Source organism: Oceanicola sp. S124 (assembly GCF_000220565.1).
In the GTDB taxonomy this organism is placed as follows: Bacteria; Pseudomonadota; Alphaproteobacteria; order Rhodobacterales; family Rhodobacteraceae; genus Pseudooceanicola.
Genome location: NZ_AFPM01000120.1, coordinates 1 through 10,799, shown reverse-complemented (window position 1 = coordinate 10,799; position 10,799 = coordinate 1). Strand labels below are relative to the sequence as shown.

The 10,799-nt window shown below is 67.9% G+C and carries 14 protein-coding genes and 1 tRNA gene; 10 read left to right on the top strand and 5 right to left on the bottom strand.

Annotation, left to right across the window (positions count from 1 at the left end):
• A partial coding sequence (locus OS124_RS0108780) for an ATP-binding cassette domain-containing protein (protein WP_010139144.1) occupies nt 1–612 on the bottom strand: 612 nt, incomplete at its 3' end.
• A 245-nt stretch (nt 613–857) separates the two neighbouring features.
• On the opposite strand from OS124_RS0108780, the gene OS124_RS0108775 reads away from it, so the two are divergent.
• Nucleotides 858–1,490, top strand: a complete 633-nt coding sequence (locus OS124_RS0108775) for a trimeric intracellular cation channel family protein (RefSeq protein WP_010139143.1) — start codon at nt 858–860, stop codon at nt 1,488–1,490.
• 22 nt (nt 1,491–1,512) lie between these two features.
• Here the strand turns inward: OS124_RS0108775 and OS124_RS0108770 are convergent, their stop codons facing one another.
• Nucleotides 1,513–2,247 carry a GNAT family N-acetyltransferase gene (locus OS124_RS0108770; protein WP_040606926.1) on the bottom strand — a complete coding sequence of 245 codons (735 nt, stop codon included), beginning with the start codon at nt 2,245–2,247 and terminating at the stop codon, nt 1,513–1,515.
• A 121-nt stretch (nt 2,248–2,368) separates the two neighbouring features.
• The gene (locus OS124_RS0108765) at nt 2,369–2,830 is read right to left on the bottom strand and encodes an outer membrane protein assembly factor BamE (RefSeq protein WP_010139141.1); all 462 of its coding nucleotides are present in this window, start codon (nt 2,828–2,830) and stop codon (nt 2,369–2,371) included.
• A gap of 86 nt (nt 2,831–2,916) precedes the next feature.
• Between OS124_RS0108765 and OS124_RS24115 the strand changes: the two genes are divergently transcribed.
• The 9 genes from OS124_RS24115 to OS124_RS0108720 all read left to right on the top strand — a co-directional run bounded on the left by OS124_RS24115 (nt 2,917) and on the right by OS124_RS0108720 (nt 9,834).
• Nucleotides 2,917–3,543, top strand: coding sequence for a YceD family protein (locus OS124_RS24115; protein ID WP_010139140.1), 627 nt, complete (start codon nt 2,917–2,919; stop codon nt 3,541–3,543).
• Between the two features lie 185 nt (nt 3,544–3,728).
• Nucleotides 3,729–3,935, top strand: a complete 207-nt coding sequence (rpmF, locus tag OS124_RS0108755; protein ID WP_010139139.1) for a 50S ribosomal protein L32 — start codon at nt 3,729–3,731, stop codon at nt 3,933–3,935.
• Between the two features lie 30 nt (nt 3,936–3,965).
• Nucleotides 3,966–5,090, top strand: coding sequence for a phosphate acyltransferase PlsX (plsX, locus tag OS124_RS0108750; RefSeq protein WP_083834571.1), 1,125 nt, complete (start codon nt 3,966–3,968; stop codon nt 5,088–5,090).
• Nucleotides 5,087–6,061 carry a beta-ketoacyl-ACP synthase III gene (locus OS124_RS0108745; protein ID WP_010139136.1) on the top strand — a complete coding sequence of 325 codons (975 nt, stop codon included), beginning with the start codon at nt 5,087–5,089 and terminating at the stop codon, nt 6,059–6,061. The genes plsX and OS124_RS0108745 overlap by 4 nt, the downstream gene beginning before the upstream one ends.
• Nucleotides 6,062–6,155: 94 nt before the next feature.
• Nucleotides 6,156–6,458 carry an integration host factor subunit alpha gene (gene ihfA / locus OS124_RS0108740; protein ID WP_010139135.1) on the top strand — a complete coding sequence of 101 codons (303 nt, stop codon included), beginning with the start codon at nt 6,156–6,158 and terminating at the stop codon, nt 6,456–6,458.
• A gap of 11 nt (nt 6,459–6,469) precedes the next feature.
• Complete coding sequence (locus OS124_RS26510) at nt 6,470–7,246, top strand: MerR family transcriptional regulator (RefSeq protein ID WP_010139134.1); 777 nt, start codon at nt 6,470–6,472, stop codon at nt 7,244–7,246.
• Between the two features lie 131 nt (nt 7,247–7,377).
• A tRNA-Pro gene (locus tag OS124_RS0108730) sits at nt 7,378–7,454 on the top strand.
• Nucleotides 7,455–7,595: 141 nt separating this feature from the next.
• Complete coding sequence (locus tag OS124_RS0108725; protein WP_010139133.1) at nt 7,596–8,672, top strand: 2'-deoxycytidine 5'-triphosphate deaminase; 1,077 nt, start codon at nt 7,596–7,598, stop codon at nt 8,670–8,672.
• A gap of 31 nt (nt 8,673–8,703) precedes the next feature.
• Complete coding sequence (locus OS124_RS0108720; RefSeq protein WP_237708091.1) at nt 8,704–9,834, top strand: MFS transporter; 1,131 nt, start codon at nt 8,704–8,706, stop codon at nt 9,832–9,834.
• A gap of 4 nt (nt 9,835–9,838) precedes the next feature.
• Here OS124_RS0108720 and OS124_RS27385 read toward each other — a convergent pair whose 3' ends face one another.
• Nucleotides 9,839–10,015, bottom strand: coding sequence for a hypothetical protein (locus OS124_RS27385; protein ID WP_168161451.1), 177 nt, complete (start codon nt 10,013–10,015; stop codon nt 9,839–9,841).
• A 79-nt stretch (nt 10,016–10,094) separates the two neighbouring features.
• On the bottom strand, nt 10,095–10,775 hold the full coding sequence (gene scpB, locus OS124_RS0108710; protein ID WP_050900847.1) for an SMC-Scp complex subunit ScpB: 681 nt from the start codon (nt 10,773–10,775) through the stop codon (nt 10,095–10,097).
• Nucleotides 10,776–10,799: the final 24 nt, after the last annotated feature.

The following is a 10,799-nucleotide window of genomic DNA, read 5'->3' as shown; positions in this document are numbered from 1 at the left end:
GAAATGCTCGAAGCCCTTTTCCTGCCGTCGCACCTGGCCCCGGTCGATCCACAAGGTGGCGCGGGTCAGGGCGCGCAGGAAGGCGCGGTCGTGGGAGATCAGCACATAAGCGGTGCGGGTCTGGCTCAGCTCGGCTTCCAGCCAGGCGATGGCCTCGATGTCGAGGTGGTTGGTCGGCTCGTCCAGCAGCATCAGCTCGGGCGCCTCGGCCATCAGCTTGGCGAGCGCCGCGCGGCGGCGCTCGCCGCCCGATGCCGTCTCTACCGGGCGCGCGGGGTCGAACTTCAGCCCCTCGCCCGCGATCTCGACTTTGTAGTGCTCGGCCAGATCCAGCTGCGAAGTGGCGAAATCGCCAAGGGTCGCGAAGCCGGACATGTCGGGCTCCTGCTCCATGTAGCCGACCGAGGTGCCGGGAGAGAGCACGACCTCGCCCCGGTCCGCCTCGACCAACCCGGCCATGACCTTCATCAGGGTCGACTTGCCGGAGCCGTTGCGCCCGACAAGCGCCACCCGGTCCCCTGGCTGGACCGAGAGGGAAAGGTCGTCGAAAACCGGATCGCCGCCAAAGGTGAGCGAGATCTGCGAAAGCTGGAGAAGGGGTGCCTGTGCCATGGCGCGCAGCTAATCAGGCGGCGGGTCGGCGTCAAGCGGACTTGGAGGGCGTGAGGGGGCTCTGCCCCCCGGCTGCGCCTCCCCCCGCAGTATTTTCAGCCGTCGGATAACAGCAGAGGGCCCCTACCCATCCTGAGGCCGGAAATACTGCCGCCGGAGGCGGACGGCGAGGGCGCCGACAGAGCCGGGGCTTGGCAGTGGCGACCGCATCGCGTTAGCTGCGCCCAAGCCGACCGGAGCCTGACATGATCGACCAACCGCTTCTCTTTGCCGCCGACGTGCTGGCGACGCTGGTCTTTGCCACCACGGGGGCGCTGGTGGCCTCGCGCAAGCAGATGGATATCTTCGGCTTCATGTGGTTCGCCGCCGCGACGGGGGTCGGGGGCGGCACGCTGCGCGACCTCCTGCTGGGGGTGCCGGTGTTCTGGATCGAGGATCCCTTCCCGCTGACCCTCTGCCTGGGCGTGGCGGTCTTCCTGCATTTCACCGCCAGTTCGTTCCAGTCGCGCATGAAGGTGATCCTCTGGCTCGACGCCTTCGGGCTGGGATTCGCGGTGACCGCCGGCACGCTGAAGGCGCTGGATCACGGCACGGCCGGGATCATCGCCGTGGTCATGGGGGTGTTCTCGGGCACCGTCGGCGGGATCATCCGCGACACGCTTGGCCAGGAGCCCTCGATCATCCTGAAGCGCGAAGTCTATGTCACTGCCGCCGCCCTCGGCGCCTTCACCACGGTGATGGTGCTCGGTGCCGGAGAGACGCGCTTTCTGGCCGCGGCGGCCGGTTTCGCGGTGGTTTTCGCCCTGCGCGGCGCGGCGGTGCTGCGCAACCTCGCGCTGCCGGTCTACAATCCCCGCGCCGGGCGGGACTATCGCTGAGCCGGAACGGCCCTCACCTGCCTCAGCCCGCGACCGCGCGCAGCAGGCGCTTGCGGGCGGGCGGGATGGCACCGATCTCGAGGCCGGTGAAGACATGCAGGGTGTTCATCTTGGGATCGACCACCGCGTGGTCCGAGACCCAGCCCCCCATCAGCAGGTAGGTGCGCAGCAGCGGCGGCATGCCCAGCATGGCGCGCTTCGCGTCGGGCTTGCGCCGCAACTTCTGGGCAAAGCGGAAGACCTTCGGCGCCTTGACCCGCGGCAGGAAGCGCTTCGGCGCCAGGTGCCGTTCCTTCAGCATGGCGAAGGCATCCAGGTAGGCCTCGGCATCGGTGCCCTTGAAGGAGGAACAGCCGAACAGCATCTCGACCCCGTTGCGGTCGACATAGGCGGTCATCGCGCCCCAGGCGACGCGCAGGATATCAGGGTCGCGACGCTCGGGATGGATGCAGAAGCGGCCCATCTCGACCATCGGGCCCTCGAAGCTCTCCAGGCCTGACAGCTCGTAGTACTGCGCCGAGTAGGAGCGCGAAATCTCGGCCCCCGCCGCCAACGGCAGCATGCGGAAACAGCACACCAGGGTGCCGTCGCGCTGATCCTCGACGAGGATATGGGCGCAGACCTGGTCGAAACGGTCGGCATCGGGAAGATCGGCGCTGCCGAGGAAACAGAGGGCGCGCAGCCGTTGCGCCGCCTCTATGTCTTCGGGGGTTACGGCGATACGGGCGGCATAGCGCCCCTTCTTCAGACCAGGCATGACAGGCACTCCGGCGAGCATCGGCGAAAGGTTTCCGCCCCGATATCATGCCAGATGTGACCGGATCGTGACATCTGCAAGGGGCGCGCCGCGAAGAGGCGCCGCGCAGCCCCCGGCGCGGTCACTCGCCGCCGATGATCCCCGCTGCGTCGAAGCGGCCGATATTGCCCAGAAGCTGCCGGATGAAGGTCTTGTCCTGGTTCGACGAGCTGGTCACACGGCTTTGCAGGCGCACCACCTGGCCGTCCTGCAGCCCGAAGGTCTCGATGTTGCTGACCACGTTACGGCTGTCGAAGCTGATCGCAAGCACCGTGCGCTCGACCACCTCGGGACGCTTGTAGGCGAAGCGCTTCACCCGGCTGCGGATGTAGTAGTAATCGCCGCCGTCCAGCACGCCTGCGGTGGTCGGGGCACCGATCACGTCCAGCACCGTATCGCGGGTATCGACGCCCACGACCACCTGTTCCAGCTGATCGGGTTCGGGCATGTAGCCGTGATTGCGGTACTGGGCGGTACAGGCCGAGAGGCCGATCACGGCCGCAAGTGCCACGATCCGGCTCGCTGCTTTGACTTTCTGCCCCATCCTGCCCCTCTTGTTTTCCAGTCCTCAGGCTTCTACCTCGCTTACATAACGAACCCGTCCGCCGCAAGAAAGCAAGAAAGGTCCTCATGAGCGCCCCCTCTCCCACTGCCCTCGCCGTGGCATCGCTGCCCAAGTCGCATCCGACCGCCTTCTCGATTGCGCCCGAAGCCGCCGAGACCGCCGCCCTCGCCGAGGCGCTCGACCTGCTCGCCCTGCGCAAGGTCTCGTTCCGGGGCGAGCTGAAGGCCGCCGGCAAGAACGACTGGCTGCTCACCGGGCGTCTCGGCGCGACCGTGGTGCAACCCTGTTCCGTCACGCTGGCCCCGGTGACCACGCGCATCGAAGAAAACGTGACGCGCCGCTTCATGCCGGTCCTGCCCGAGGCGCAGACCGAAGAGGACGAGATCGAGATGCCCGAGGACGAGTCGCTGGAGCAACTGGGCAGCCATATCGACCCGGCCGAGGTCATGGCCGAGGCGCTGGCGCTGGCCCTGCCCCTCTATCCGCGGGCCGAGGGGGGCCGAGATGGAAGTCTCCGCCATCACCGAGCCGGGCCGCAGGGCAATGACCGACGAGGACGCCCGTCCGATGGCGAATCTGGCCGACCTGCTGGCCGCCCGCCGCAAGGATGGCGCCGGCGAGCCCGACAAGGAGTAGCGCCGGACCGGAGATCGGGCGCCGTCAGGGCCCCGACACCACCGGACAAGGATTGACGAGGCGCGCGGCAAGGATCATACCCGCAAGGAATCGGTTGCGTGGTACGATTTTCGCAGTATTTTCGCGCCTCCATCCGAATTTTGGGTTGAATGCTGTGGGCTGCACCGACTAAGAGCCTCGCATCCACGAGAAACCGGGCCTGGTGCTTAAGCACGGGCCCCCGAATACGATAGGTTGTGACATGGCTGTCCAACAGAACAAAGTCTCCAAGTCGCGCCGCAACAATCGCCGCGCACACGACGCGCTGACGGCTGCGAACCCCAACGAATGCCCGTCCTGCGGCGAGCTGAAGCGTCCGCACCACGTCTGCCCTTCCTGCGGCCACTATGCCGACCGTGAAGTGGTGGCATCGGCCAACGAAGTCGATCTGGACGAAGACGCGGCCTGAGCCCGTGAATGCCGGGGGCGTGCGTCCTAAATGACCGCGACTGATCCGTCAGACCAGGACAGGGACGGCTCCCGGCCCGGCCTCACCGTTTCGCGACGCGTGAAGCTGTCGATCGACGCCATGGGCGGCGATCGGGGCCCGGCCACCGTGGTTGCCGGCATGGCGCGCTCCGCGCGCAAGAACCCTGACATCGACTTCATCCTGCATGGCCCTGCCGAAGAGCTGGGGCGCCTTGTGGCGCGCCGCAAGCAGCTGGCCGGGCGGGTCGAAATCCGCGATGCCACCGACGTGGTCACCATGGCGGACAAGCCCAGCCAGGTGGTCCGCCACGGCAAGGCCACCTCCATGTGGTCGGCTCTGGATGCGGTGCGCGAGGGCGAGGCAGAAGTCTGCGTGTCCTGCGGCAACACCGGCGCGCTGATGGCGCTGTCGATGATGCGGCTGCGCAAGCTGCCCGGGGTGAACCGCCCCGCCATCGCGGTGCTCTGGCCATCGCGCAATCCCCAGGGCTTCAACGTGATGCTCGACGTCGGCGCCGATATCCGCGCCGACGAAAAGGACCTGCTGCAATATGCGCTGATGGGCGCCTCCTATGCCCGTAACGGCATGCGGCTGGAACGCCCGCGCATCGGCCTGTTGAACGTCGGCACCGAAGAGCACAAGGGCCGGCCCGAGCTGAAGGTCGCCCATGAGCTGATCGAGAGCGCGGCCGAGAACGCCAACTTCGATTTCGTCGGCTTCGTCGAGGGCGGGGACATTCCCGGCCAGCGTTGCGACGTCATCGTCACCGATGGCTTCACCGGCAACATCGCGCTGAAGACCGGCGAGGGCACGGCCTCGCTGATCGGTGATTTCCTCAAGGAAGCCTTCAAGTTCTCGCCCCTGTCGCGCTTTGCCGCGCTGCTGGCGCTGACCTCGCTGCGCCGCCTGCAAAAGCGCATCGACCCGCGCCGGGTCAACGGCGGCGTCTTCCTCGGGCTGAACGGTCCGGTGGTGAAAAGCCATGGCTCCGCAGACGCCATGGGGGTTTCCGCCGCGATCAAACTGGCCTATCAGCTTGCAGCCAGCGGCTTCCAGGAGAAGATCGCGGCACGGGTTGCATCCGCCGTTTCGCTGGCACAGGATGCCGCGGAACGAGGGACGGGGAACGCATGACTATTCGCGCAGTGGCAACGGGTATCGGACACTACCTTCCGGACCGCGTGGTCCCCAATGCCGAGTTCGAGAAGACCCTCGACACCACGGACGAATGGATTCGCACGCGCTCGGGGATCGAGCGCCGCCACTTCGCCGCCGAGGGCGAGACCACCTCGCAACTGGCCGTCCGCGCCGCCCGCAAGGCGCTGGAGATGGTAGAGCTGTCCGCCTCGGACATCGACTGCGTGATCGTCGCCACCTCGACCCCCGACCTGACCTTCCCATCCGTTGCGACGATGGTCCAGGAAGGCCTGGGGATGGAGAGCGGCTTCGGCTACGACGTGCAGGCGGTCTGCGCCGGCTTCATCTTTGCCCTCGCCAATGCCAACGGCATGATCCTGTCGGGACAGGCCGAGCGCGTGCTGGTGATCGGCGCCGAGACCTTCTCGCGCATCATGGACTGGACCGACCGGTCGACCTGCGTGCTCTTCGGCGATGGTGCCGGGGCGCTGGTGCTGGAAGCCCGGACTGGATCGGGGTCTCCCGATGATCGCGGCATCCTGTCGGTCGACCTGAATTCGGACGGACGCTATCGCGAAATGCTCTATGTCGACGGCGGTGTCTCGACGACCGGCCAGGCGGGCAAGCTGCGGATGCAGGGCAACCCGCTCTTCCGCCAGGCGGTCGGCAAGCTGGCAGAGACCGCCGAGAAGGCGCTGGAAAAGGCCCGGCTGACGGCGGATGACGTCGACTGGATCGTGCCGCACCAGGCCAATATCCGCATCATCCAGGGCACCGCCAAGAAGATGGGCCTGCCGATGGAGAAGGTGATCGTCACCGTCCAGGACCATGGCAATACCTCTGCCGCCTCGATCCCGCTGGCCCTTTCCGTCGGCGTCGCCGAGGGCCGCATCCAGCCCGGCCAGCTGCTGGTCACCGAGGCCATCGGCGGCGGGTTGGCCTGGGGATCCGTGGTGTTGCGCTGGTAAACTGCCCCGGGATCAACAGGGCTTGGCAAACCGTTAATATTGACTCGGAAAAACGCGCGCGCCTATGCTCGCTTCAACCAGAAAGGGACCGGCGATGAGTGAAACGACACTGACCCGAATGGATCTGAGCGAAGCCGTCTTCCGCGAGGTCGGTCTGTCGAGGAACGACTCGGCGCAGCTCGTCGAATCCGTTCTGAACCACATGTCCGATGCGCTGGTGCGCGGCGAGCAGGTGAAGATCTCTTCCTTCGGCACCTTCTCGGTGCGCGAGAAGGCCGCCCGCGTCGGCCGCAACCCGAAGACCGGGCAGGAAGTGCCGATCAACCCGCGCCGCGTGCTGACCTTCCGTCCCTCGCACCTGATGAAGGATCGCGTGGCCGACGGCAACAAGGGCTGAGGCCCTTCCCCATGTCGAAGTCCGCAGATGCGTTCCGCACCATTTCCGAGGTCGCCGAATGGCTGGAGACCCCGGCCCATGTGCTGCGCTTCTGGGAAAGCAAGTTCAGCCAGGTCCGGCCGGTAAAACGCGCCGGCGGGCGCCGGTACTATCGCCCTGCCGACATGGAATTGCTGGGCGGAATCAAGCGGTTGCTTCACGAAGAGGGGATGACCATCAAGGGCGTGCAGAAGCTGCTGCGCGACCGGGGCACCTCTCATGTCGCGGCCATGTCGCCGCCGCTGGAAGACCTTGCCGTGCCGCTGGAAGCCGAGATCGTGCAGCTCAAGCCGCGCAAGGCTCCGACCGCCGCGACCGAGCCCGCCCCGCTTCCCGCCGCGCCCGAGGTGATACCCACCGAGGCTCTTGGCAAGATGACCCCGCCGGATGGCTCCGAAGCCGGGCCGCTTGCTGCGGGGTCGGGCGAGGGAGCCATCGTGGCGGGTCACGGCACCGAGCCACCCTCGCAGGGGACCGAAGAACCGGGCGAAGAGGTCAATCTCTTCTCCGACCTCGAAACCCCCGACACGGCAGAGACCGACGCCCCGGAAGCCGGGGCCATCGCCGCTGTGCCCGAGCCAGCGGCCCAGCCCCTCTCCCGCCCGGTGATTCCCGAAGACCCCGAGGATGACGCCATCGACGTTGCCCCCGGCGTTCTGGCGCGACTCGCCGCACGCAGCGCCCCCCTGCCCGCCGCACAGGCCGCCCGCGCCGTCGCGCTGGCCCGCCGGCTGCCCGGCCTCGGCTGAGGCATCGCGGCCGTTTTCCCGAGCGTTTCATGGCCCCGGCCATCGTCCCGGGGATCGCTGAAAAATTCCCGCGCGGCGGTCGGAAAAACCCCTTGCCCTCACCCGCAGATCGGATAGAAAGCGCGAACCGTCGGGCTATAGCGCAGCCTGGTAGCGCGTCCGTCTGGGGGACGGAAGGTCGCAGGTTCGAGTCCTGCTAGCCCGACCACTTCCTCCAAGGATCATGCCTGACGCGGGACTCTCTTCCCGCGTCGGCATGTCTTCCTCCTTCCCTTCGATGGTTTCAGGTTCTACCCTCCGCTTTCGAGAGAGCACCGCCGGGTGACCTCTGACGAGCGAAGGACCAAGCATGACCGGCATCCTGCCCAGCCAGCATCTGAAACGCATGATCGCCGCCGGCGAGATCTCCGGCAGCCCGGCGATCACCGAGGCGCAGGTGCAACCGGCCAGCCTGGATCTGCGGCTTGGCACCACCGCCTGGCGGGTCCGGGCCTCTTTCCTTGCCGGGAAGGGCCGCAGCGTCGCCGACCGGCTGGCCGAGTTCGAGATGCACCGCGTCGACCTCTCCGAGGGGGCGGTGCTGGAGAAGGGCTGCGTCTACGTCGTGCCGCTGATGGAAAGCCTTGCCCTGCCCGCCCATGTCGCCGCCATGGCGAACGCCAAAAGCTCGACCGGGCGGCTGGACCTGCTGACCCGGCTGATCACCGACGAGGGCACCGAGTTCGACCGCATCCCCGCCGGCTACACCGGCCCGCTCTATGCCGAGATCTGCCCGCGCAGCTTCTCGGTGCTGGTGCGGCCCGGCATGCGGCTGAACCAGATCCGCTTCCGTGCCGGTCAGGCAACGCTGTCCGATGACGCCCTGCGGGCGCTGCATGCCCAGACGCCGCTGGTCGACGGCACGGCCGTGATCGAACAGGGCCTCGGCTTCTCGGTCGATCTCTCGCCCGGGCCGGACCGTCTTGTCGGCTACCGCGCCAAGCCGCACACCGGGGTGATCGACCTCGACCGTATCGGGCAGTACGACCCGCGCGAATTCTGGGAGACGGTGCGCACCGAAGACCGCCAGATCATCCTCGATCCCGGCGCCTTCTACATCCTCGTCAGCCGTGAGGCCGTGACCATCCCCCCCGATTATGCCGCCGAGATGGCGCCCTACCTGGCCATGGTCGGCGAATTCCGTGTCCACTACGCCGGGTTCTTCGATCCCGGCTTCGGCCATGCCGAGGCGGGCGGCGCCGGGTCGCGCGGGGTGCTGGAAGTGCGTTGCCACGAGGCCCCCTTCGTGCTGGAACACGGGCAGGTCGTCGGGCGGCTGGTCTTCGAGACCATGGCAGAGCGGCCGGAAATGCTCTACGGCGCGGATATCGCCTCGAATTACCAGGGCCAGGGGCTGAAGCTGTCGAAGCATTTCGCCGCGCCCTGAGGACTGAAAGACCGCAAGACCCATGCCCGTGATGACCAAGCCCCTTGCCCTGATGACCGGCGCGATTGCCGTTGTCGGGGCCAATTCCATGGTGCTGGCCCCGATCACCGCCGCCGTGGCGCGTGACCTCGGCGGCGACCCGGCCGAGATCCTGCAGGCAGCGGCAGCCTATGGCGGCACCACGGCGCTTTCGGCGCTGCTGCTGGCCCCGCGTGCTGATCGCATCGGCCCCGGACCGGCGCTGATGCAGGCGCTGCTTCTGCTGCTGCTCTCGCTGATCGGCTCGATCTTCGCGCCGGGCAAGTGGACGCTGGTGCTGTTCCAGGCTGTCGGCGGCCTTGGCGCTGGCATGGCGATCCCGGCGATCTACGCGCTGGCGCCGGAGCTGGGCCCCGAGGGCGAAGAGAAACGCTCGATGGGGATCGTGCTGTCGGGCTGGACGCTGGCGCTGGTGGCGGGCGTGGCCGGCTCGGGCTTCCTGGCCGAATGGGCGGGCTGGAGGGCGGTCTACGTGGCGCTGCTGGCCTGCATGAGCCTGCTCTACATCGCCCTGCGCCGCACCGACCTGTCCGTGCGCACCGTTGGCAGCGCCAGCACACCGCTGACCGCCCTGCGGGTGCCGGGCATCGGGCGCGGGCTGATGGCGGCGGGGCTTCTGATGACCGCCTTCTATGGCACCTATGCCTTCATCGGGGCCCATGTCGCCGAGGGGTTGGGCCGGGGCACTGATGCCGCCGGTTTCGTCACGCTCTGCTATGGCGTCGGCTTCGGTCTGTCGAGCTTCCTCGACCGCTACCTCGACCGCCTGCCGCAGCACCTGGCCGGGGCGCTCTCCTTCGGCGGGCTGGGACTGGTCTACCTCGCGATGAGCGCCGGCGTGGCGCATTTCGCCCTGCTGTCGGCCCTGGCGATCCTCTGGGGCGTGATCCAGCACCTGGGGTTGAACTTCGTCGTCAGCCGCCTTGCGGGGCTGGATGCGCGGCAGCGGGGCGCGATCCTGGGGCTGAATTCCTCGGTCACCTACCTGGCGGTGCTGGGCGGCGCGCTGAGCTTCCGCCTGCCATACGAGGCGGGCGGGCTGGCCTGGTGCACCATGATCTCGGCGCTCTGCTGCGGCATCGGGCTGGCGGAATGCCTGGCCCCGCGCCGGGTCGCGACCTGAGGCCTCAGAACTTGCCCAGACGGCGGATCACCCGCTGCGCCTGACGGGCGTTGCGGGCCATCTTCCTACCCTGCCGCGCACGCTGACGCGCCTTCGGGTCATCGCGCGCCACACGGTCGATCCCGGCGTTCATGCCCTTGCGCAGCAGGCGGTTGAAGATCATGCGGAACAGGCCGTCCATGGGAAATCCCCTCGCTTTCACCTGCGCACCCTAGCACGGCGCGGCGGCGATTTCAGCCGCCGTCACGCAGAGGTGAGAGCTAGTCGTCGTCCTCGAACATCTCGGCCTGTTCCTCGTCGGCCTCGCGGTCCTCGTCCTCGCCCAGGCGGCCCGGCGGCGGGCGACTGTCGAGCAGGCCGGCGGCGCGCAGGTCCTTGAGGCCCGGCAGATCCCGCGGACTCTCCAGCCCGAAGTGATCGAGGAACGAGGGCGTGACCACGAAGGTCACCGGGCGGCCCGGGGTCATGCGGCGGCGGCCGAAGCGGATCCACTCCAGTTCCAGCAGCAGGTCGATCGTCCCGCGCGAGACCGAGACACCGCGGATCTCTTCGATCTCGGCGCGGGTGACGGGCTGGTGGTAGGCGATGATGGCCAGCGTCTCGATCGCCGCGCGGCTCAGCTTGCGGGTCTCGACGGTTTCCTTCTGCATCAGGTAGCCGAGGTCGGGCGCCGTGCGGATCGCCCAGGCCTCGGCCACGCGCACCACGCGCACGCCCCTGCCCTCGTAGCGCTTGCGCAGGTTCTCGACCGCCACGGCACCGTCGCAGCCATGCGGCAGGCGGGCGTTCAGGTCGGGGATCGAGACCGGCTCGGACGAGGCGAAGAGGATGGCTTCGACCATGCGCTCCTGCTCGGCCAGCGGCGGCGCCTCGAAGAGGCTGTCGCGCGGCGGCGCCTCGCCTTCGGCGGCGGTCTCGTCCTGCACCTCTTCCGCGGGCATCTGGTCGTCGGTCATCTTCGGGTC

Excerpts from the sequence above, each read along its gene's own strand:
- OS124_RS0108775 (WP_010139143.1), top strand. The coding sequence starts at position 858 with ATGATCGACCAACCGCTTCTCTTTGCCGCCGACGTGCTGGCGACGCTG.
- OS124_RS0108770 (WP_040606926.1), bottom strand. The coding sequence starts at position 2,247 with ATGCCTGGTCTGAAGAAGGGGCGCTATGCCGCCCGTATCGCCGTAACC.
- OS124_RS0108765 (WP_010139141.1), bottom strand. The coding sequence starts at position 2,830 with ATGGGGCAGAAAGTCAAAGCAGCGAGCCGGATCGTGGCACTTGCGGCC.
- OS124_RS24115 (WP_010139140.1), top strand. The coding sequence starts at position 2,917 with ATGAGCGCCCCCTCTCCCACTGCCCTCGCCGTGGCATCGCTGCCCAAG.
- rpmF (WP_010139139.1), top strand. The coding sequence starts at position 3,729 with ATGGCTGTCCAACAGAACAAAGTCTCCAAGTCGCGCCGCAACAATCGC.
- plsX (WP_083834571.1), top strand. The coding sequence starts at position 3,966 with ATGACCGCGACTGATCCGTCAGACCAGGACAGGGACGGCTCCCGGCCC.
- OS124_RS0108745 (WP_010139136.1), top strand. The coding sequence starts at position 5,087 with ATGACTATTCGCGCAGTGGCAACGGGTATCGGACACTACCTTCCGGAC.
- ihfA (WP_010139135.1), top strand. The coding sequence starts at position 6,156 with ATGAGTGAAACGACACTGACCCGAATGGATCTGAGCGAAGCCGTCTTC.
- OS124_RS26510 (WP_010139134.1), top strand. The coding sequence starts at position 6,470 with ATGTCGAAGTCCGCAGATGCGTTCCGCACCATTTCCGAGGTCGCCGAA.
- OS124_RS0108725 (WP_010139133.1), top strand. The coding sequence starts at position 7,596 with ATGACCGGCATCCTGCCCAGCCAGCATCTGAAACGCATGATCGCCGCC.
- OS124_RS0108720 (WP_237708091.1), top strand. The coding sequence starts at position 8,704 with ATGACCAAGCCCCTTGCCCTGATGACCGGCGCGATTGCCGTTGTCGGG.
- OS124_RS27385 (WP_168161451.1), bottom strand. The coding sequence starts at position 10,015 with ATGGACGGCCTGTTCCGCATGATCTTCAACCGCCTGCTGCGCAAGGGC.
- scpB (WP_050900847.1), bottom strand. The coding sequence starts at position 10,775 with ATGCCCGCGGAAGAGGTGCAGGACGAGACCGCCGCCGAAGGCGAGGCG.